Annotated in this window: 14 protein-coding genes and 1 pseudogene; 7 read left to right on the forward strand and 8 right to left on the reverse strand. The window is 51.3% G+C overall.

What is annotated here, in order from left to right:
• Positions 1–73: 73 nt before the first annotated feature.
• Both O5O45_RS07965 and O5O45_RS07970 read left to right on the forward strand, forming a co-directional pair.
• Entirely contained in the window at positions 74–394 is a 321-nt protein-coding gene (locus tag O5O45_RS07965; protein WP_305904687.1) for a hypothetical protein, read from the forward strand.
• Between the two features lie 122 nt (positions 395–516).
• Positions 517–792, forward strand: coding sequence for a hypothetical protein (locus tag O5O45_RS07970; RefSeq protein WP_305904688.1), 276 nt, complete (start codon positions 517–519; stop codon positions 790–792).
• A gap of 141 nt (positions 793–933) precedes the next feature.
• On the opposite strand, the gene O5O45_RS07975 is transcribed toward O5O45_RS07970, so the two are convergent.
• Entirely contained in the window at positions 934–1728 is a 795-nt protein-coding gene (locus O5O45_RS07975) for a hypothetical protein (protein WP_305904689.1), read from the reverse strand.
• Positions 1729–2129: 401 nt separating this feature from the next.
• Between O5O45_RS07975 and O5O45_RS07980 the strand changes: the two genes are divergently transcribed.
• The gene (locus tag O5O45_RS07980) at positions 2130–3986 is read left to right on the forward strand and encodes a cellulase family glycosylhydrolase (RefSeq protein ID WP_305904690.1); all 1857 of its coding nucleotides are present in this window, start codon (positions 2130–2132) and stop codon (positions 3984–3986) included.
• A 63-nt stretch (positions 3987–4049) separates the two neighbouring features.
• Here O5O45_RS07980 and O5O45_RS07985 read toward each other — a convergent pair whose 3' ends face one another.
• Positions 4050–4589, reverse strand: a complete 540-nt coding sequence (locus O5O45_RS07985; protein WP_305904691.1) for a chorismate mutase — start codon at positions 4587–4589, stop codon at positions 4050–4052.
• Positions 4590–4751: 162 nt separating this feature from the next.
• Positions 4752–5651 (reverse strand): LysR family transcriptional regulator, encoded by a 900-nt coding sequence (locus O5O45_RS07990; protein WP_305904692.1) that lies wholly within the window; start codon positions 5649–5651, stop codon positions 4752–4754.
• 109 nt (positions 5652–5760) lie between these two features.
• Between O5O45_RS07990 and O5O45_RS07995 the strand changes: the two genes are divergently transcribed.
• The 4 genes and pseudogenes from O5O45_RS07995 to O5O45_RS08010 all read left to right on the forward strand — a co-directional run bounded on the left by O5O45_RS07995 (position 5761) and on the right by O5O45_RS08010 (position 9185).
• Positions 5761–6189, forward strand: coding sequence for a DUF2000 domain-containing protein (locus O5O45_RS07995; protein ID WP_305904693.1), 429 nt, complete (start codon positions 5761–5763; stop codon positions 6187–6189).
• A gap of 48 nt (positions 6190–6237) precedes the next feature.
• Positions 6238–6843 (forward strand): LysE family translocator, encoded by a 606-nt coding sequence (locus O5O45_RS08000; RefSeq protein ID WP_305904694.1) that lies wholly within the window; start codon positions 6238–6240, stop codon positions 6841–6843.
• A gap of 184 nt (positions 6844–7027) precedes the next feature.
• Positions 7028–7784, forward strand: a pseudogene (locus O5O45_RS08005) (transposase).
• A gap of 192 nt (positions 7785–7976) precedes the next feature.
• Positions 7977–9185 carry an IS256 family transposase gene (locus O5O45_RS08010; RefSeq protein WP_305900391.1) on the forward strand — a complete coding sequence of 403 codons (1209 nt, stop codon included), beginning with the start codon at positions 7977–7979 and terminating at the stop codon, positions 9183–9185.
• Positions 9186–9210: 25 nt separating this feature from the next.
• Here O5O45_RS08010 and O5O45_RS08015 read toward each other — a convergent pair whose 3' ends face one another.
• The 5 genes from O5O45_RS08015 to O5O45_RS08035 form a co-directional block, all read right to left on the reverse strand.
• Complete coding sequence (locus O5O45_RS08015) at positions 9211–10377, reverse strand: MFS transporter (protein ID WP_305904695.1); 1167 nt, start codon at positions 10375–10377, stop codon at positions 9211–9213.
• A 409-nt stretch (positions 10378–10786) separates the two neighbouring features.
• Positions 10787–11170: a VOC family protein gene (locus O5O45_RS08020; RefSeq protein WP_305904696.1), complete on the reverse strand. Its 384-nt coding sequence runs from the start codon at positions 11168–11170 to the stop codon at positions 10787–10789.
• Between the two features lie 175 nt (positions 11171–11345).
• Positions 11346–11894: a TetR/AcrR family transcriptional regulator gene (locus tag O5O45_RS08025; RefSeq protein ID WP_305904697.1), complete on the reverse strand. Its 549-nt coding sequence runs from the start codon at positions 11892–11894 to the stop codon at positions 11346–11348.
• Positions 11895–12106: 212 nt separating this feature from the next.
• The gene (locus tag O5O45_RS08030) at positions 12107–12490 is read right to left on the reverse strand and encodes a VOC family protein (RefSeq protein ID WP_305904698.1); all 384 of its coding nucleotides are present in this window, start codon (positions 12488–12490) and stop codon (positions 12107–12109) included.
• Between the two features lie 576 nt (positions 12491–13066).
• Positions 13067–21241, reverse strand: coding sequence for a putative Ig domain-containing protein (locus tag O5O45_RS08035; RefSeq protein ID WP_305904699.1), 8175 nt, complete (start codon positions 21239–21241; stop codon positions 13067–13069).
• Between the last annotated feature and the right edge of the window lies 1 nt (position 21242).

The following is a 21242-nucleotide window of genomic DNA, read 5'->3' on the forward strand; positions in this document are numbered from 1 at the left end:
ATGGTTCCCAGCCGCTTGCGAATCTGCATAGAATGGAAGTGAGCAACGGCGAAACCCGTAAGGAGAGGTATCGATGGGGGTAGTAATCAGCTTTCGCAAGGACAACATTTCTCCGGAAGACGTCCTGCGCTATTTCTTCCATGAGATCAATGAGGCTCACGGTCTGGAATTGAGTCTGAGCGATCCTCGTATCAAACCACATCTTGCCGCGCTGAAAAGTCTTGCGGAGGTTTACGTCAAAACCGCCGCGACGGAAGTGAAGGGAATCGACGAGGCGCTGCAGGAGCCGCTTCTGAAAGAAATCACCAAACTGAGGGCCCGTTTTTTAGCGGAAACTGTGTTGGGCGTCTTGCAGGAAGAGAGCATAGTGCATATTGTGCCCGACCACGAATGAAAGCCGTCCGTATACCTCCGCAGCAATGCCGTTCTTCCGGGAGTTGTTACGGAGATTTCCGGCGACGGACGCTTATCGTAGTTCAGGTTGTTTTTGATTAGTACGACACCAGGATTTGTTTGATGAATATTGAAGAACAGGAAAAAATCATCGGTCTGTTAGGATCAATGGCGATGTATAACGATAAGGGAATACACTGGACGGACGCCTCGCCGGAAAAGGCGGCGCAAGTGCGCGACGGATTCCGAAAAGCAATCGATAACCTGATTGCGGAGATAGGGCAGGACAATATACCGCAGCAGGTCTTAACCCTACTGCGCTCGGATAAGGTGCTGGTGGACGGCCAGGGCTCCGCCTACACCGAGGCGCGTCGGCTGTTTAAAAGCCTCAACGCCTGATTTACCACACTTTTCTCTTCTCTCACGAACGCCCTGACTGCGGCGTTCGTTTTCAATTGTTCGTCTGGCGCAGATCTGAACTAAATGCGTACAAAGAGTGAACCCTGATGTGGAAAACGGGTCCACTCTTCGATTGCCCGGTTAAGCGGTTTGACGAGTTCTGAGTCGCTGTTTGGACAAGAAGCCCAAGAAGCCCAATAAGGCCATCCCAAATAACGCAAACGCGCCAGGTTCAGAGACAGGAACGGGGTCGTCGACAAAGCTGGTGACTTTGAGGTTATCCAGTGCGACATATACATCGTCGTTTCTTGGGGAATTGCTCCCTATCTTCCCGAGCGAAAAACGAAAACTGTCTATATCTCCACCCGAACTTCGAAAAGGAGAGCTGGTTACGTGAGACCCGTTTACTGCAATCTCCCATGTGGATGCTGCAAGGTCTACGTCGATGACAAATTTGAGGATGCTATCTTCTTGAAAGTAGGTGGTCGCCGGAGGTGGGGAAGGCATGCGCCCGGTCAGGCCAATCTGTCCATTTGGTCGCAAGTAAACATTTTGAACCGTCGGCGTGTCCAAAAATAACGTCATTTGATACTCGGAGCCGATAAGGTTGGAGGCCAGGATATCGTATTCGAACCTGTAGTTGTCATAGCCACGACCCAGCCGAAATCCAATTTGATCGTAAAGATATGGAGCCGAATTGCCGGTTGAATTAAACACCAGAGGCTGGTCATCCAAGGCGCCGAATCGTTCTTTAACCGTCGGCGAGCCAAACACAATTCTTGTTGGCGTGTCGGCGCCTGAGCCGGTGGTTGGCGTTGATCCGGGAGTATGGACGGGGGAGTTGAAGTCGACATCGTAGTGGGTGATCACGCCTGCCTGGGCGTTTACGGCGCAAGCAAGAAGAACGCTGCCTGCAAGAAAAATATTCCTTTTCATATAAAAAAACTCTCAAAAAATGACACAACAGCAGAATAGAAATTGTGCATTTTGAAACGCATGAATGGGTCGTTTTGACGACGTCTCAGATAGATAGAACACTGAATATTTTCGTTATTCAAGGTGTGGCGTCGCCGGCTTCCCGTTGTCTTTGGCGGCTCGCGAAGACTGATAAAAAATGACTTCCTTCCGTTATTTCCTGCAAATCCAGAAACTTGGCGCACTTGCCATTCGGATGAAAACGATAAGCAAATTGGGGGATTGACCCTGTCGCCGCATTCGCTTAAAAATTCTCCAGCGTCTTCAGGAAAAGGATGTATTCGGAGAAGGCGTTAAGGAGACTGGAGGCGGGTCCTGCATGCCGGCTCTGGTCCACAGCAACAAGAATCCAGGAAATCACTATGAGCAAGAGATCAGAAAGAAGGCTTTCCAGACTGTTGGAGGGCGCGTTGAAAAAAACTCGCGGCAAAAATTGGCGTCAAAATGAAAACGTTTTCATATTCGGCTTATTGTTCGGCTGCGCTACTTTGGCTCATGCTGTGCCGCCGCTGTCGGTGCAGGGCAATAAAGTGGTCAGTGGCGGTAATCAAGTCAGTCTGGGGGGCAATAGCCTGTTTTGGAGCAACAACGGCTGGGGAGGGGAGCGCTTTTATAACTCTGGCGCAGTAGGCGCTATCAAAAATGACTGGAAATCCAGCATTGTGCGCGCCGCCATGGGCGTGGATGAAAGCGGCGGTTATTTACAGGACCGGGAAGGCAATCGCAATAAAGTCATCTCCGTGGTGGACGCCGCCATCGCCAACGATATGTACGTCATCATCGACTGGCACTCACACCATGCTCATCAGTACAAGAGCGAAGCTATCGAGTTTTTCCAGGACATGGCGCGTCGCTATGGTGATAAAAACAATGTTATTTACGAGGTTTATAACGAACCGCTGGACGTATCCTGGAGTGGCGTTATCAAGCCCTACGCCGAGTCGGTGATTGACGCCATTCGTCAAATTGACCCGGATAACCTGATTATCGTCGGCACTCGCCAGTGGTCCCAGGAAGTGGAGGAAGCCTCCTGGGACCCTATCCGTAAGAACAATATCGCCTATACGCTGCACTTTTATGCAGGAACCCATAAACAGTGGCTGCGCGATAAAGCGCAAAACGCCATGAACAACGGCATCGCACTTTTCGTGACGGAGTGGGGAACTGTAGACGCCAGCGGCGATGGCGCGGTTAATGAAAGTGAAACCTGGGCCTGGGTCGATTTCATGCGCAACCACGGCATCAGCCACGCGAACTGGGCGCTGAATGATAAGGCCGAAGGCGCCTCAACGTTCTGGCCCGGCGTGAACGCCACCGGCGGGTGGAATGACGGCGATCTGACGCCTTCCGGTAAACTGGTAAAATCCATTATCCAAAGCTCTGACCCCATTCCTGGCGGCGATGACCCGGATAATCCTGATTGCGGATCAGTCTCCGTGCCCGGCAAGGTGCAGGCGGAAAACTACTGTGAAATGGAAGGCGTCGAAAAGGAAAATACCTCTGATGCTGGCGGCGGTCAGAACCTTGGCTACATCGATTCCGGCGACTGGATGACTTATAAGATTAACGTGCCCAGCGATGGGGTTTATACGCTTTCCTATCGGGTGGCGAGCCTGAATGGCGGCGGCATTTTACAAGCGGAGAAAGCCGGTGGTTCGCCAGTGTACGGCGCTATCGATATTCCATCCACTGGCGGCTGGCAAAACTGGAAAACGATTTCTCACGACGTTCAGTTGAGTGCGGGTGAACAACGAATTGGACTGGCGGCGGTGTCCGGCGGTTTCAATATCAATTGGTTTGACGTCACCCAAAAAGGCGGCCCGGCGCCGAACGCCATTACCGTGCAGGCGGAAGATTATCTAGTGATGAGCGGGGTGGAGCTGGAAAACACCAGTGACGCAGGCGGCGGTAAAAACGTCGGCTACATCGACGCCAATGACTGGATGTCCTACCCAGAGGTCGATATTCCGGAAAGCGGCGTGTATACCGTGGAGTATCGTGTGGCGAGTCTGTATGGCGGCGGCGTGCTGCAATTTGAGAAGGCCGGCGGCGATGTGGTGTATGGCAGCGTGGATGTACCGAATACTGGCGGCTGGCAGAACTGGAAAACCATTAAGCACCAAGTGACGCTTGAAGCGGGTAAACAGCGTTTCGGCATCTACGCCCCTGCAGGCGGCTGGAACCTGAACTGGTTCAAGATCACCAAAGGGCAAAAATAGACGGAAGTTTATCAAAGAGACGCCCCTGTTGGCGCATTGCGCTGGAGGCGTCTTATCGAGGTTCTATTGCTGTAGCCGAATCTGCTTCAGCGCTTCGAAGACCATGTCTTTGTCGCGCTGAGACAGATTTTCGATGGTAAGCGTGTCATTGAACAGGTCCCTTTCCGCGTCAGTGAAGGGGCCTTCGTTTTTCAGTTTATCGGCGATAGCAATAATGATCGCGTCACCCAGTTTCAATAACGCTGGGCGTACCTCGGTCTGCAAATCACGGGCGGACTGCTTCAGCGCGTCAGCATCTGATAGCCAATCGGCGCGATATCTGAACTGAATGGCTTTGGCGGCGGAAATCTGTGCCGTAAAAAAAGCGCCGACAGATTCTGGATCAACCCCGTGTCCGGCCGCGCCGTCTTTGGCTTTATCCAGCACCACGCGCTCCCGCTTAATGTCTTCAATTGGCGCGCCTTTCTGGGCTTTGAACAGCGCCACATCCTTCATGTAACTCAAGCGCTCGTTGATGGTCTTAAATGTGGTTTCCGCATAGCCCGCGGCGAGGGTGGAGTGGGAGAAGACTAAACAAACGAGCAGAAAAAACATGTTCCTCATGGGAGCTTCCTTAAACAAACAATCAATAATAGAGAGAAAATAAATGCGCCCTCGGGCGCAGCACAGGCTCAGAGAGATGGAAAAAGGGAGAGCCTTGTCTCGATATTAGTGTGCTGACCATTTGCGACAATAAGTAATTGGCGGAAATAGACTATTGTCTATTTAAGCCGTGTTCGCATCGCTTTGGCGGCGTTCTTGCAGAAATTGAATAAACCGATAGGTCAGGCTTTCTCTGGCGGCGTTGGGCGGCCAGACTGCATAGACGCCCAAGGCGTCGACATTCCAGCCCGGCAGCGGATCGCATAATCGCCCGACACGCAGATCTTCCTCCACCAGAAAAGCCGGCGGTGTGGCCAAGCCCAGTCCCGCTGCGGCCAACTGGCAAACCGCATCGATGCTGTCCACGGTAATGCGTGGTGAATAGTCAACGCGCTGACATTCTCCTGCAGTGTTAAAAAGCAACTTATAGTTCGGCCGCATCTTCAGTCCGATCCAGTCCCAGTCCAGCAAGTCTTCCGGCTTGCTGGGCGTCGCTCTGGACTGGAGATAATGGGGCGACGCCACCAGGCGTCGAGTCAGATCGAACAGCTTTTTCGATTTCAGGGAACTGTCAGGCATCGCGCCGATACGTATCGCCAGGTCAATGCCTTCGCGTATCAGGTCCTGCTGTATGTCGCTGTAGTTAATGAACAGTGAGACTCTGGGATAAGCCAAAGCGAAAGCGGCGACATCCTCGGTAAAGGGCCCCCGCGCTAATACGGCGGGAGCGGTGATGCTCAACTTGCCGGTCGGCTCCGCCGCTTGTTCGACGATGGCGTTCAAGCCGGCCTCCGCCGCCGCCAGCATCGCCTTGGCGTGTTCGAACAGGCGTTCGCCCTCGCTGGTGAGCGAGAGCCGTCGAGTGGAGCGGTAGAGCAGGGCGACGCCAAGCCGGGTCTCCAACCCTGAAATATGGTGGCTGACCACGGAAGGCGACAATGACAGTGCGCTCGCCGCGGCGCGAAAAGAGCCGGCTTCCACCGTTTTAGCGAAAACCGCCAGGGCGCGTAAATCGTCAATCATTATTCGATATTATCGATCAGTGAAAATGAATTGGCCCATATTATCATCGCTATTCCGTGCGCATATAGTTTTCTCAGCCATTGATCACATTATGCTGAGGAAACAAAGGATGACGGATACCGAAACCACTGACCTGAAGTGCGTCATAGTCATCGACGCCAACCTGCCGACCGGTCCCATCGCCAATACCGCCGCTGTGTTGGCGCTATCGCTGGGCAAAGCGTTTCCCGAATTAATTGGCGACGCGTTGCCGGACCATAACGGCCATCTTCGCGCGGGAATTACCACCACCGCCATTCCAATACTGCGCGCCGAAGGCGTTCGCTTGCGCAACCTGCGGGAAGAATTGAAGGAGCACGAGCCGCAATTGACCGTTATCGATCTCACCAGCGCCACTATGACGACCAAGAGCTATGAAGCCTACGCGGAAAAGTTGCTTTCCACGCCTGTTGATGAACTTGAGTATCTGGGCGTCGCCCTTTGCGGACCCAAAAAGATCGTTAATAAATTCACCGGTAATCTGGGGCTGCTGCGCTGAGGCCAGCAAATGCCATCCAAAGGCGCCGAATACTGAAGGGGAGTCCAAATGTTATTGAGTTTTATTGTCGCGACGGTGCTGATCACACTCGCCCCTGGCCCCTCTATGCTACTGGTGATCGCCAATACGTTGCGCAGCGGTCTGGGGCAGGGGATATTCACCAGTCTGGGCGTGGTGGTCGCCGACGCGATACTGCTGTGTCTGACTGTCTCAGGTTTGGGAGCGTTGGTGCAGACTTCTGCATTGGCGTTCAATTTGCTGAAATGGTTTGGGGTAGCCTATCTCGCATATCTGGGAGTTCGTCAGCTTCGCAGCCAGCCTTCAACGGAAGATCTGTCCGGCGCGACTGAAGTCGCCAAACAAAATCCATTCAAACAAGGCTTGGGCGTCACCCTGCTTAACCCTAAAATCATCGGGTTTTTCATTGCGTTTTTTCCACAGTTCCTCGACGCCAGCGCGCCTGTCGGCCCGCAACTCATAACGCTGGGGCCGCTGTTCCTTGTTATCGTCTTTCTCATCCTGGCGGGATACGCCATGGCGGCCAACCGTGTCCGGCGATGGCTGGCCGGCGCACAGGCGCAATCCGTGTTAAATAAATCATCAGGATTCGCTTTGCTGGTTTGTGGGGCGGCGGCGGGGTTGACGACGCGCTGAAATCAGACATCATACTCGCAAACTTCAGAACGCCGTGCTCGAGTGAACCCTAATACGCAGGCTTCAACATAAACAGATTAACTTTCTATCTGAATTTTAAACGCGACCAAGAGGCATTGTAGTGGTCTAATAGTCCTGGACACGTTAATAAGAGACAATACCGGTCAACGATTAAGGTGTCAGCATGAGTCAGAAAAGGTCGTATAAGCAGTATACAAAAGAGTTTAAAGAAGAGGCCGTTTCCTTGGTGCGCGACCAAAGTTATTCCGTTCCAGAAGCGGCTAAATCCCTCGGTATTAGCCCCACTATGCTCTACAAGTGGAAGGAAAAAATTGAAGCTCAGCTTGAAAACCAGGTTCTGGCTGAAGACGAGCGCGCCGAGTTAAAACGGCTTCGCAAAGAAAACAAAGAACTACGCATGGAAAAGGAAATCCTAAAAAAGGCTTCGGCCTTCTTCGCGAAAGAAATGAAATAAAGTTCGCCTTCATTCAAGCAGAGTCGAAATTCTTCCCAGTGAAAGGGTTGTGCCGGGCTCTGCGTGTAAGTCGATCAGCCTACTATGCCTGGCGTCAGCGCCCGGAGCCGGTGATCCATTTTGATGAACTTCGTCTATATCGGCGAATGAAGCGATGGTTTAAAGCTTCTCGAAGTAGTCTGGGCAGTCGGGAGATGATGAAGAAGCTACGCGAAGAAGGCTTTCAGATAGGGCGAGTATGGGGGACGTGGGAGCCTGTTGGGACAATGCGGTGGTTGAGCGCTTTTTTGGCAGCCTTAAGCATGACTGGATATTAAAAATCTCTCAGCCTACCCGAGAGCACATGGAACAGGATGTGGCAGCCTACATGAGATATTACAATCTCGAAAGACTGCATACGGCGAACAATGATATGTCGCCGGTTAATTATGAAAACTCTCTCAGGCAAGTGTCCGGTGAGGTTTGACCAGAACATCCTACCAATAACAGAAAAGGCGCATCCACGGGTTTAAGCCGGAGAGGCGCCTTTAGCCCCAGTAAACTTGAGCTTTTACATATATAGCGACAGCTGATTAGGCTAATGGGGCAGAGACTGTAATTTAATTTGTGTATCTGCCTATCACTAGTACCCTATAGCGGGGTTAAGGATAGGTAGACAATGAACCAGAAAGAATTAGAAGCATTTGCCCGTGAGGCAGCCAAATCTCTGAAAACAGAAAAGGATCTCAACGAGTTCCGTCAGATGCTCACCAAGGCGACCGTGGAAGCCGCGCTCAATGCAGAGCTGGATGTGCATCTGGGATACGAGAAACATCAATCTTCAAATTCAGACAATAGCCGTAACGGCTATTCCAGCAAGACCCTCCGTACCGAGGACGGTCAGTTTGAAGTTAATACTCCCAGAGATCGTCAGGGCAGCTTTGAGCCTCTACTGGTCAAGAAGCAGCAGACCCGCTTCACCACCATGGACGACAAGATTCTCAGCCTCTACGCCAAAGGCATGAGCACCCGAGAGATCGTGGCCACCTTTAAGGAAATGTATGGCGCGGATGTCTCTCCCACCTTAATCTCCAAAGTCACGGATGCCGTGATTGAGCGGGTGGTGGAATGGCAGTCTCGTCCTCTGGATGCGGTTTATCCCATCGTATACCTGGACTGTATTGTGGTGAAGATCCGCCAGGATAAGCAGGTGATCAACAAGGCGATCTATCTTGCCTTGGGAGTGAATCTGGAAGGTCACAAAGAACTGTTAGGGATGTGGATCTCTGAAACCGAAGGGGCGAAGTTCTGGCTTAATGTGCTGACCGAGTTACAGAACCGGGGCGTGAAGGACATTCTGATCGCCTGTGTGGATGGTCTGAAGGGTTTCCCCGAAGCGATCAATACCGTGTATCCCCAAACCCGGATACAGCTCTGTATCGTGCACATGGTGCGCAATGCGGTGAAGTATGTGCCATGGAAAGACTATAAGCCGGTCACAACAGATCTGAAGCGGATCTACCAATCGGCCACCGAAGAGGAAGCCCTCTCAGAGCTGGACAAATTTGCCGAACGATGGGATGAGAAATATCCCCAGATCAGCCGATCCTGGCGGCTTCACTGGGAGAATCTCAACACTCTGTTCCGCTACCCGGAAGACATTCGCAGGGCCATCTACACGACCAATGCCATTGAGTCCCTTAACAGCGTCATTAGGAAAGTGATCAAGAAACGGAAGCTGTTCCCCACGGATGATTCCGCGAGAAAGGTGGTGTATCTGGCGATCATGGATGCGTCGAAGAAATGGACGATGCCGATCAGGAATTGGAAGTCAGCGCTGAACCGATTTATGATCGAGTTCGAAGATCGCTTAACGGAGTATCTTTAATAACCAGGCAGATACACAGAATTATTTACAGGGTCAATGGGGCATTCTTAGTTGCCCCACATACCCAACTGGCTTTCAGAAGAAGCAGTACGCACAGCCCGAGAACAACTAGCAATGCAGTTCCTAGCCCAGTGTTATTCGCTAACAGACCAATTAGCGGTGGTCCTGCTAGCATTCCTCCATATCCCAGTGTCGAAATAGATGCCACTCCAATAGCTGGTTCGACTCCTGGCTGATTACCCGCTGCGTTAAACATGATTGGTGAAACCACTGAAAGCCCCAATCCAACGACTGCAAAGCCAATAATTGCCATTGCAGGCGATTCACAGAACAGTACGAGAGCCATTCCCACAGTGGCAATTGACGCCAAAACTCTAACTAGGCTTACGTCACTGATTTTCTCTCTGAATCGATCGCCAAATAAACGGCCAAAAATCATCACTGCTGAGAATGCGGCATAGCCTAATGCTGCAACTGCTTCTGAAGCTCCTTTCTCAGAACTGAGTAACAATGCCCCCCAATCTGCTATAGCTCCTTCTGAGACCATTGCGCACAACGCTAGGATGCCAATTCCAAATAAGGCTTTAGGTGGCATTTTGAATCCGTGGTTTTCTTCTTCTGCTTCTACCTTCTCTGGATCTGGGACTAGATATGGTAGCGAAATTCCAAGCAGTATTAGTCCTGAAACCATGAGTATGCTGAAGTGTTTAATTGGCTCCAAATCAGAGAATATAAATGTACTTCCTGCGCCGATCATGCCTCCCACACTTGCCATTGCGAATAACGTAGACATACAAGGCTTCTGAATCAATCTTTCTAGATTAATCGCCTGAACCCCCATTGCAACCTCCATAGCGCCCATCGAAAAGCCAAACAGGCAGAACGGAATCATAAGAGTCAACCAGCTATTGGCGACTCCTGCTATTAGAAGGCTTATGAGCAACATGCACGTTGTAATGAGGGCCATATACCGGCTACCAATTGAGCGCAGAATAACACCCGCTACAGGAAACGAAATCAGTGCTCCCAGGCCTAGGCCTAACAATGCTTGCCCCAGCTGCGCTTCGTTCAGATCTGTTTGGTTTTTAATGGCGGGCATTCTCGAAACAATACTTCCGTATGCTAAGCCATTTGCCATAAATAAGAATTTACACGCCCATTTGGCATGGGGGAGTTTATTTGTTTGATTCATAATAATTCCAAGACGCTAACGGACTGGTTGTTTGATATTAATTAGGCTGACAAATAGCTTCCTCCTATTTGTCTAAAACGATAGGGCCTTATCCATTTCAGGCCCTGTCTCTCGCGGCTTGCAGCCGCGCAGGCGCATCCATGCGCCTAGCTATTAACATGTCAACATCATTGCCATGTTAATAAATAAAATAAGCGGTTTGATGAATAGATATATTTGTTAATTCCGAATAATTAGAGGCGTGTGTGTAACGGTCCAATTAACCAGGAGTTTAGGAGTCAGAGCATTAACTAGATGTGCCGCGATAAGGTAGCAATCAGTCTGTGACAAAAAGAGTCGAGTATCCCTGCATACATTCCCATATAGGTCGTTAAATAAGGGGTATATCCCTTATTAATGAGGAATCCAGCTACTTCTTTATATAGTGAGTAGCCTCGACATTATATCCGTCGGGATCGTAGACAAAGGCTGCATGAAAACCGCTCTCTACCTTGTATCCTGGCGTTCTATTACCCATCCCCCCTGCTTTTATAGCGGCTGTGAGAAAAGCTTTAACCTGTTCTTCGCTGGTCGCTCTAAAACAAAAATGTGGTCGAGGATCACATGCTTTCTTTCTCTTGGACTCAACAAGATATAGGCTTCCATATCGCTCTTTGGACTCCCCAAGCGCTACAACACGCACATCCTGGTCAACTTCAAATTTAACTTCATATCCAAGCGGCTTAAGAACAGCTCGATACCAAGCGAGGCTTTCTTCAATATTGGTTACATCAATAGAAAAGTGGTCTATCACCTTTATACTCCTGAATAAGTGATGATTATTAATCCGGCTGACAATTAGCTTCCTTCTATTTGTCTGAAACGACAGAGCCTGCACATGTCTGGCCCTGTCTCCCGCGGCTCGCCGCCGCGCAGACGTATCCATGTGCTTAGTTATCAACATGTCAATATCATTGCCATGTTAATAATTAGTCCTTACTTGCCTCTTTAAGCAGATAGGTGACAAGTTCTCTGCGCTGTTTTTCTGAATATGCCGGCTCAGGATAACTGTCCATAAGAATCAAGCCCTCAATTGCGGTCCACAATGATAGAGCTCTGATAGGATCTTTCGCCTCTTCCGCAATACGAGCCCAGTAATCGCGATAAAAGCGCGTAAAAGGTTCAGTAATTGGTGGTTCTTCCGCCACAGCCGCTTGGAAGATACCTTGCGAGAAGTCATTCATCTTTTTTGACTCATCTGCAATTGCCAGAATCATGCCCGTTAGTACTGGAAAAGGTACGTCTTTGGCTTTCTCTATTTCCTGTTCGACCAGCTCCCTTGTCTTCATGAACATGTCATCGACGATGGCGACTACCAGATCCCGCTTCGTGGGGAAGTTGTGAGTGATTGCCCCGCGACTACACCCCAAGTCCTTACCGACGGCATCAAAGGTCAATTTACTCGGGCCTTGCTCTTGGATAATTTTCCTGGCTGAAGAAATGAAGTTCTCTAAGGTGAATTGTCGGCGTCTTGTCATTTTACTTAACCCATAACAAACAGAACGGTCTGTATGTTATGGGGGAATGGAACGACTGTCAATACTCAATCAAACCCAATGTTGCTGAAGACAGTTATCTGGTGTCTGACCCCTTAGGTTTTTGCGCAAAGCTCGCCGTAATCAACCAGCTGTAGGCGCTTTCATAGCGACGGAGTAGTGTTTGCCGAGAAGAGAACTTAACTCAATAGCTACTACTCTGCACCATAATAGGCGGCTTCGACGTTATAGCCATCAGGGTCGTAAACAAAGGCGGCAAAGTAGTCATGCTCTTCCCTGTAGCCTGGCGCTCCATTATCTGTTCCGCCAGCCGCTATAGCCGCTGCGTAAAAAGCTCTCACTTTCTCTTCGCTGCTTGCTTTAAAGCAAAAGTGGGGGCGTGGGTCACAGGCGCCTTTTTCCTTGGCCTCAATTAAATACAGTTCTCCATGCTGAGCTTTCACTTCTCCAAGTCCAGCAACGCGAACACCATAGTCTGCGTCTGATTTAACCTCATAACCTAGCGGCTCAAGAGCCGCTCTATACCAGGCGAGGCTTTCATTGAAGTTAGTTACACATATTGAAAAATGATCAATCATTATTGTCCCCTTTTTATGTACTCATTAGCTTTTAGGCAGAACACAACTAGCTTTGACAATAAACGTAGCTCAGATATGAATGGGCTCCAAGGTGCATTGAGCGTAGTTTAGTTATTGTCACAAGCAAACTCTGAGGGAATTATAGAGACGATACCTGTCAACTTCTGTCAGGTATAAAGATCAATCACTGTAACACTCAGTGAATTTCCCACTCTATCAAATCGGGTCGTGGAGAGTGGCTTCTAACGATGAAATATATGGAGTGGTGAGTAAGCCCTCTGCTTTCAATGTGATGGCGACCTATGGGATTGAATTTATACATATTGCCATTGAAGGTAGGCCATCGGTGTACCTGACCTGCCGGAATGGTGCGAGGTCAAAAAGTGATCAGATGACAAAAATTTGGAGGGGGGTGGGTCAAATCTCTGATATCTGAGCAACCAACACCGCACCCCTAAGTCTTTTTTTACACCCGCGAAATTAAAAATTTAGCCTTGGCCTTATTGCTCTCACTTTGGGCAAAAAAGGCCGTCTAGAAGACGGCCTGAGATAGAGTTAGATAACGGACGACAAGGCTTACCAAGCCGCCGCTATGGTCACGCTCGGCTGATTGTGCGGGTCGTGTGGAAGCAGGATTTCACCGCCCGATGGCGCATCAAACGCCGCCATGGCGCTGACTAAGGCTTCAACCTTATGCCCCATGCCTGAATCATCCGCCAGAACCGGTTCCGGCCAATCCGACATAGTGAACGCCGCCATGGTAGCCCCGCCTGTGCCAGGAATCACGTCTCCCCATACGCCAGTGGTATTGCCGGAAGCCAGGACCGCATCGCGGCCATGGCCGCTTTGGTCATGCACGGTAGTTCCTTCGCCTTCGCGGAAGTCGTACCAGAGGTGCAGGCCGCTTTCGTTGCCGGAAATCGTTGCGCTCCAGCTCGACGCTACCGCTTCGGCATCCTTGGCGTAATTCCAGACGCGCAGGTCGCCGAAACTTCCTTCCAGGTCTGCAACCGAGCTGTTCTTCGAAAGAGAGGCTAGAGGCAGATCGACGCCGAGCGCCAGGGTGTCTTTCAGCTCGCCATTTTCATACAAATGGGTTTGATTGCCTTCGCGCACCAGCGTCAGTTGCACCCATTCGCCGATAGGGGCGGCGTAGTTGAACTTATAGTCGCCTTTGCCGTATGCAGTAATGCCCATATTGCCTCCACCATTCCATTGCGTCAGCCGTATGGAGGCTCCAGCGGAGTTCAGCAGGATTGACGCGCCGTCTTCATCAGGCGCCCGTTTCACCAACATCTCCAGCGTCCAATCACCACTCAAGTCTGACTCGCCAATGTTGGCTTGTCTGTTGGTGGATGGCAGCTTGAACTCATGATTAAACGGGTCTTCCGAAGCTGTGGGAGCAGGCGACACCGTCAAGGCGAACACATCCTCGGCGCTCGCTCCTGTGTTGTCCGTGGCTGTCACTTTGATTTCAAGATCGCTTGCGCTACTTGGCGCGCCGCTGAAGGTTTGCGTCGTTGCGTCAAAACTGAGCCACTCCGGCAATGGAGTTCCATCCGCCAGCGTTGCTGAGTAACTGAGCGCGTCGCCTTCGTCCACATCTGTGAAGCTTCCCGCAGGTACGCCAAAGCTCAATACCTCGCCAGCCTTTGTCTCGACATCGATTAATGCAGCGCTGAGGGTAGGGGCGTGGTTGGGCTTTTCAACCGGTTCATCGCCTCCTGTTCCGGGTATGACGTCGCCCCACACGCCGGTAGTATTGCTGGAGTCCAGTGTTGCGTGGCGACCGTTACCGCTTTGATCATGAATGACCGTCCCTTCGCCTTCACGGAAGTCGTACCAGAGATGCAGACTGTTGTCTTGGCCAGGGACTTTATCGTTTACGCCAATTAAGACCTCTTCAGCATGTTTTGCATAGCTCCATACTCTTATGTCGCCCAGACTGCCTTCGAGATCGCCGACACTACTGTTTTTCGAAAGCGTTGAGAGAGGCAGGTCGACGCCGAGCGCCAAGGTGTCTTTCAGCTCGCCATTTTCATATAAATGTGTTTGATTGCCTTCGCGCACCAGCGTCAGTTGCACCCACTCGCCAATAGGTGCGGCGTAGTTGAACTTATAGTCGCCTTTGCCATATGCAGTAATGCCCATATTCCCGCCGCCATTCCATTGCGTCAGGCGTATGGAAGCGCCAGCTGAGTTCAGCAAGATCGACGCGCCGTCTTCATCTGGCGCGCGTTTCACCAGCATCTCCAGCGTCCAATCACCACTCAGGTCTAACTCGCCGATGTTGGCTTGTTTGTTGGTGGCTGGCAGTTTGAACTCGTGATTGAAGGGGTTTCCAGCGACTGTCTCTTCTGGCGCAACAAACAAAGCAAAGATATCAGATGTCGATGCGCCAGCGTTGTCTGTCGCTGTCACCTTAATATCAAAGTTGCCAGAGCGAGATGGCGCGCCACTGAAGGTGTGAGTTGCTTCATCAAAGCTGAGCCACTCCGGCAATGTGGCGCCATCCGCCAGCGTCGCCGAGTAACTGAGTGCGTCGCCTTCATCCACATCTGTGAAGCTTCCTGCAGGCACGTTAAAGTTCAATGCCTCGCCAACCCTTGTCTGAACATCGTTTAAGGCGGCGCTGAGGGTGGGGGTGTGGTTGGAGACTTCACTTGGCGTATCGTAGCCCGTCCCTGGAATGACCTCGCCCCATACGCTGGTGGTATTGCTGGAGTCCAGTGCTGCGTGGCGACCATTACCGCTTTGGTCATGAATGGTCATACCTTCACCTTCGCGGAAGTCGTACCAGAGGTACAAGCCTGTCTCTGCGCCGTTAAGCGGCGTGTCCCAGGCGATAGCCGCATCCTCGTATTCTTTGGCGTAGTTCCAAACCCGCACTTCGCCCAGGCTGGCGTCCAAGTCGGCGGTGCTATTGTTTTTGCCAAGCGTGGATAAAGGAAGGTTGATGGCGCCATCACGGACATGTCTCAAACTGCCATTGACAAGCAGAGATGTTACCGGGCCCTTCCTTATCAGTGTCAGCCGGACCCATTGGTCCACTGGCGCGACATAGTCGAAGGTGTAGGCGGTCTTGCCGTAGACGGTCAGACCCATCTTTCCGCCTCCGTTCCATTGGGTCAGACTGATAGCGTTCTTGGAGGAATTAAGCAGCACTGATGCGCCGTCTGTAACTTGGCCTTGTTTGACCAGCACTTCCAGCGTCCAGTCGCCAGCGAGATCAGCTTCGCCAATCGTGGCAATTCGATTGTTCTCCGGTAGTCGGAATTCATGGTTGGCGGGGTCTACTGGTCCGGGTTCAACCGTCAAGGTTAATAGGGCGTCAGTGGATGCGCCTGCCTTGTCTCTAGCCGTCACCTTGATGTCGTAGTCGCCAGGCTCGGCTGGTGTTCCTCTGAAGGTTTGCGTCTCAGGGTCAAAAACAAGCCATTCAGGGAGAAGCCCGCCTTCTTTAAGGGAAACAGAGTAGGTTAAAGCATCATTCTGGTCTGGATCGATAAAGCTGCCTGCCGGAATCGCAAAGCTCAACTCCTTGCCTCTTTGCGCGACAATTGGACTTAACTCCGCTGTGACGATAGGCGCATCATTGATATTGACTGCAGTCAGCGTAAAATCGGTACTGACGCTCTCTCTGCCATCCGAGGCCGTAACAGTCATCGCGTAGTCGCCCTCCATGCCATTGCTCGGAACGCCACGAAGCTTAGCGCCATCAAAATGCAGCCATTCCGGCAACGGCTGGCCATTGCTCAGGGCCACGCTGTAGCTGAGAATATCCCCATCACTGTCGGCAAATACGCCATTTGAAACATCCAGCTCAAAGCTGGCGTTTTCTTGGACCACCTGATCCGTGATTGAGCCAACCAGCACAGGGGCGTTATTTGTTGGAATGCTGGAACCGGCCCAAATCGCGTCCATGGCGGCATGAACCGCATTGAGTTGCGCCTCGGTAAGGCTAGGCCTGCCGTCTACAGGGGCTGGATACTCCGACATATAACCGATCAATTGGTCCACTTGGCTGCGAGTAAGCGTTTGTCCCGCCGCCTCAATAGCCGATAATGGCGCATTGCTGGAAGCAAACCAGTTAGAGACATGGATGGTGTCGCCAGCCAGGCCCAATACATGGATAACCAAGTGATTGCCTGATTTTTGGAACCACAGGTCGTGTTTAAGGATGTCTTCAGAGATTATCAGCTTGTTGCTGTCGGCGGACGAGTCATAAATCCAATCGCTGCCGTCACCTCTGGCGTAGTAGTACGTATCGTCGCCAGCGCCGCCAACAAGGCTGTCATTGCCTGAACCGCCACTTAGTGCGTCGTTACCCTCAGCGCCGGAGAGGTAGTCGTTGCCATCGTCGCCAAAGAGGCGGTCGTCCCCCTCTTCGCCATACAGCTTGTCATTGCCTTCGCCGCCCCTCAGCTCGTCATTGCCCTCCTGTCCGTATAGCAGGTCGTTTCCGGCTTTTCCGTCCAGCGTATCATCACCCGTTCCGCCGCTGATGCCCTGGTCGTACTCATTTCCCTGAGCGGCCAGCGTTAGCAGGTCTGAATAGGAGTAGGTGACGCCTGCTTCTTCAAAGGTGATTTTATACTCGGTTAAAAAGTTTAAACTACCGTAGCCTTCCAGCGCATGACTGTAGAACTCATTGATGGTAATGGCGTCATTAGGCGAGTTTCTAAAGCTGATTTTGAGCCCGGTGCTATTCGCAAAGGCGTATCGGTTGTACACAACATCCTGAAGGCTGATCTCCCCTTTTATGATGATTTCGTCGTAGTCTTGTTCTGTGTATCCAAGTCTTCCGCGTTGACTGTCAATACTGTCTTCGCCATCGCCCAGCTGATAGATATAGGTGTCGTTTCCTTCTCCGCCCCATAAACTGTCGTTCCCGGCTCCGCCAATCAACACATCCGAGCCGCGTCCTCCTTCTAGGCGGTCTTCTCCGTCCCCGCCTGCTAAGGTATCGTCGCCTTCATCTCCCCAGATAATGTCGTCGCCGTCCTGTCCATCGATAGTATCATTGGTATAAAAACCATCAATCCTGTCATTATCATGGCTGGCCTTAAGCGCCAAAGTTTGGATATCTGCAGCATTCCAGGTTACTCCAACTTCCTCAAAATGAATTGTGAAGTCGTCGTCGACAAACCTTCCTCCGTCGGAGAAAAATTCAGTCATGTAAATATTAAACCCTTTCCCATCTCCTCCGTCATACCACACCCCCAAATTCAGATGATCTCTTCGTACAAGCACGTCATCTAACGCTACCTCTCCAGCAATAACCACTTTATCGCTATATTCCGTACCGTTCTGGTAGCTAATTTTTATATTCGTATTACTGCTGGACTCCGTTGAGAGGTGGTACGTGTTGTTGCCTGATCCTCCGTAAAAAGACGCACGCCCTTTCCCTGCATAAAATACATCGTCGCCTTCGTCCCCATAGATATCCCGTTCTCCATCGCCGGCGTAGAAGGTATCATCGCCTTGACCGCCACGCATCGTCACATTGTGCGCCGCCGTACTCGAAATAACGTCATCGCCGTCTCCTCCTGAAAGGGTGATGACTTTGGCGCCGGCCGTGATTGTATCGTTCCCGGCGTTACCCTCAATGAAGTCTATTACGGTAGCGCTATCGCCTAACTCGATGGTATCCGCGCCACTTGTGCCGGACAGCCCGCCACTGGACTCTGGAGCCTGGAACGTCGCCTTCGCGTCAGAGTCATTCGCTAGAAGGAGCTTGCTGTTTTTAAAGGTATCAATTGGCATGACAACGAAGTCGTCAGCGCCATAATGAAGAGTGGCATTACTCCCATCCTGCGTAACCTTAATGGCGGACCCGAGATAGATGCCTGCGAACTTGATGTAATTGAGTCCCGTGTCCATGATCTGCGCGCCACCGTCGCCAATTCTGAACACATAGGTATCTACGCCGTCGCCGCCGGCCAGGAAGTCATCCCCCTTACCGCCGTCCAGCGTGTCATTGCCTTCTCCGCCGATGAGGACATCTTTGTCGTAGCCCCCTAACAGAATGTCATTGCCTACGCCACCGTACAGGAAGTCCTGGCCTGCGCCGCCATCCATTAGATTGTCGCCTTCCACGCCATAAATGGCGTCGTCGCCGTCTTCACCATAAAGCTTGTCGTTTCCGGCGCCGCCGACAATAAGGTCTGAGCCTCCGCCGGCATTGACGGTGTCGTTTCCATGGTAAGCCGTGTCCAACTTCGACGTGGTTGGTTTTGAGAATGACAGTCCGTATTCCGTGACGGCGACCAGATTGTAAGCGGCGTCCGCCCAGATGATATCCTTTCCGCCGCCGCCCTTGATCCTGTCGTTTCCACCGCCGCCCACGATTTGTTGACCTTCGCCTTCGCCAGCGTCAATGATGTCGTCACCATGAAACTCTCCAGCGAGATCATCGCTGTCGCCCCAGATGAGATCTTTATTCGCTCCGCCGTAGATCGTGTCGTTACCGCCATCGCCGTAGAGGATGTTATCTCCGTCTCCGCCATGGATGACGTCATCGCCATGAAACTGACCTGCCAGGTCTACGCCGTCCCCTGAAATCTCATCCGCGTCCGCACCCCCGTCTAAGGTGTCATTACCGCCATGTCCAACAATAATATCTTTACCTGCACCGCCGTAGATGACGTCATCGCCATGCAGGGTAGGATCTAGGTCAGGAGCGCCTTCCAACACGCCTCGGTCGCCCCATAGGGTGTCGTCGCCAGCGCCGCCGTCAATGACGTCAGAACCAATTTCTCCAAAAATGCGATCATTATCGCCGCCGCCGGATAAGGTGTCGTCATAGTTAACGCCAGCCTCTCTCTCGGTGATGTAATCATCACGATTGACTTCGGCCTGATTGCTGGAAGAAAGGACTTTATATTCATTGCGGCTATCGCCTGCGATGAAGTCATTACCTATGCCGCCAATAATAATATCGCTGCCGCTTCCGCCGCTGAGGATGTCATTGCCTGCGCCGCCCAGTATCTCGTCGTCGCCTTCATCTCCTGACACCCAGTCGTCGCCATCGCCTGCGTCAATGTAATCGCTGGAGGAGGCGTCTTCTTTCTCGTAGTTGGGAGATGGGGTTCCTAGGTCGTCATATAGGCGTTGCCCCGAGTTCCCCCAAATCCAGTCATTGCCGTCACCGCCCAGAATATGGTCGTTGCCATGACCGCCTTCCAGGACGTCTGCGCCAAGGGCTCCGTCCATAAAGTCATCGCCTGCGCGGCCATAGAAAAAGTCGCCGGACTGATAACCGCCATAAAATGCGTCTTGTTTGTCCGTGCCCTCAAAAAAGAACACGTAACCGCTATCGGGCTTGCCTTTTTTCCACTTCGGCAGCGAGGCGCCATTATGGTCTTTGCCATTAGCGTAGTCCCACAGCTTGGTCGCGTCTTCCGCTTTAAATATCAGACCGGATTTATTGATCTCATCCTGATATGCCAAGCCGTCACGCGCTTCCCATGTGGTTTTGATGATGGTGGAAGTGGTTCCGGGTCGGAGGATTTCGCCTGTATTGACGTTATACGCTCCTGAGGCGGAAGGAGGCGCGTTATCTTCCGGCTCTTTTATAGAAATACCAAAATTTAAATTAGGGTCATTCGGGTCGAAATAACAAATAAAAATCGAGCCGCCGCTAGTGTCGCCTTTCATAGTAATGAAGAGCTGTTTGGTGTCGCTCAGAAGGTAAGTGTTACCGTCTTCATCTTCAAAGATATTAGTGCCCGATGTGACCCGCGTAATTTCACTAATGACCTTCCCTGAGTCCGATGCGCTCTTTTTAAGCGTTATTTTATTATTTCCTTGCAAGTCTAGTATGATGTCTTGACCATCGCCCATGGTATAGATATAGGTGTCATCACCAGCTCCTCCCCAAAGACGATCATTTCCTTCTCCGCCTTCTAATGTATCCTGCCCGTCATTTCCTTCAATGTAGTCGTTACCAAAGTCGCCTGTAATAACGTCATTTCCGCCGTCTCCGAACAGCTTGTCATCGTTGATGCCTCCTTCTATGATCTCGCCATTATCGCTACCAAAAATTATTTTGATTGGCGCTCCTAAATCTGTTCCTGAGACATTTAATGTGTACTCGTAAATATCTGGGTTTAATCCATCAACAAACTGATAAGATTCTTTTGTAATCCCATTAATTTCCAGACCATCTCTTTTCATTGTCTCGAAGGATAGGAATAGTGATCTACATCGAATCCACTCTTCAGACATGCTCCCCATGCCTGTGGCCGGATCAAAGAGATCTAGCTCACCGTTCGTATTATGTTGATCATAGTCAGCATTGCTAATAGCGAAAGGGTTAAGCTTACGGAGAGCATAGCGCCATGCAATATCATGCTTGGCCGCCTCAGCGATTGCGTCCGGGTTGTATTTTTGTGAGCCAGACTCGCCCCCCAGTTGGAACTCATCTAAGCTGTGGTATTCCAGCAGTTTATCTGGGGGCGGAAGCTTGGAAATAAGGTCATCAGGACTTTCTGAATATCCAAAAATACCTTCAGAAACGGCATGAATCATGTCTAACGTTTCATCATCCGCTTTATCTTTAAAGTCCTGGAAATAGGCGCCAGCTGTTGCTCCGCCGAAATAACCGCCAGCAATAGCCGCTCCAAAACCGACGACTGCTAATAGGGGGGCTGAAGTCACTCCGACAAAGCCCAGGAACATTCCAGCCGCCATCATCCCGGCGATAGACCCAATTTCGGAGCCTATTGTTTCCGCTGCCCAGTTTTCCATA

Origin of the sequence: Hahella sp. HNIBRBA332, from assembly GCF_030719035.1 — a bacterium.
Taxonomy (GTDB): domain Bacteria; phylum Pseudomonadota; class Gammaproteobacteria; order Pseudomonadales; family Oleiphilaceae; genus Hahella.

Excerpts from the sequence above, each read along its gene's own strand:
- O5O45_RS07975 (WP_305904689.1), bottom strand. The coding sequence starts at position 1,728 with ATGAAAAGGAATATTTTTCTTGCAGGCAGCGTTCTTCTTGCTTGCGCC.
- O5O45_RS07970 (WP_305904688.1), top strand. The coding sequence starts at position 517 with ATGAATATTGAAGAACAGGAAAAAATCATCGGTCTGTTAGGATCAATG.
- O5O45_RS08015 (WP_305904695.1), bottom strand. The coding sequence starts at position 10,377 with ATGAATCAAACAAATAAACTCCCCCATGCCAAATGGGCGTGTAAATTC.
- O5O45_RS08035 (WP_305904699.1), bottom strand. The coding sequence starts at position 21,241 with ATGGAAAACTGGGCAGCGGAAACAATAGGCTCCGAAATTGGGTCTATC.
- O5O45_RS08025 (WP_305904697.1), bottom strand. The coding sequence starts at position 11,894 with ATGACAAGACGCCGACAATTCACCTTAGAGAACTTCATTTCTTCAGCC.
- O5O45_RS07980 (WP_305904690.1), top strand. The coding sequence starts at position 2,130 with ATGAGCAAGAGATCAGAAAGAAGGCTTTCCAGACTGTTGGAGGGCGCG.
- O5O45_RS08030 (WP_305904698.1), bottom strand. The coding sequence starts at position 12,490 with ATGATTGATCATTTTTCAATATGTGTAACTAACTTCAATGAAAGCCTC.
- O5O45_RS07965 (WP_305904687.1), top strand. The coding sequence starts at position 74 with ATGGGGGTAGTAATCAGCTTTCGCAAGGACAACATTTCTCCGGAAGAC.
- O5O45_RS07985 (WP_305904691.1), bottom strand. The coding sequence starts at position 4,589 with ATGAGGAACATGTTTTTTCTGCTCGTTTGTTTAGTCTTCTCCCACTCC.
- O5O45_RS07995 (WP_305904693.1), top strand. The coding sequence starts at position 5,761 with ATGACGGATACCGAAACCACTGACCTGAAGTGCGTCATAGTCATCGAC.
- O5O45_RS07990 (WP_305904692.1), bottom strand. The coding sequence starts at position 5,651 with ATGATTGACGATTTACGCGCCCTGGCGGTTTTCGCTAAAACGGTGGAA.
- O5O45_RS08000 (WP_305904694.1), top strand. The coding sequence starts at position 6,238 with ATGTTATTGAGTTTTATTGTCGCGACGGTGCTGATCACACTCGCCCCT.
- O5O45_RS08010 (WP_305900391.1), top strand. The coding sequence starts at position 7,977 with ATGAACCAGAAAGAATTAGAAGCATTTGCCCGTGAGGCAGCCAAATCT.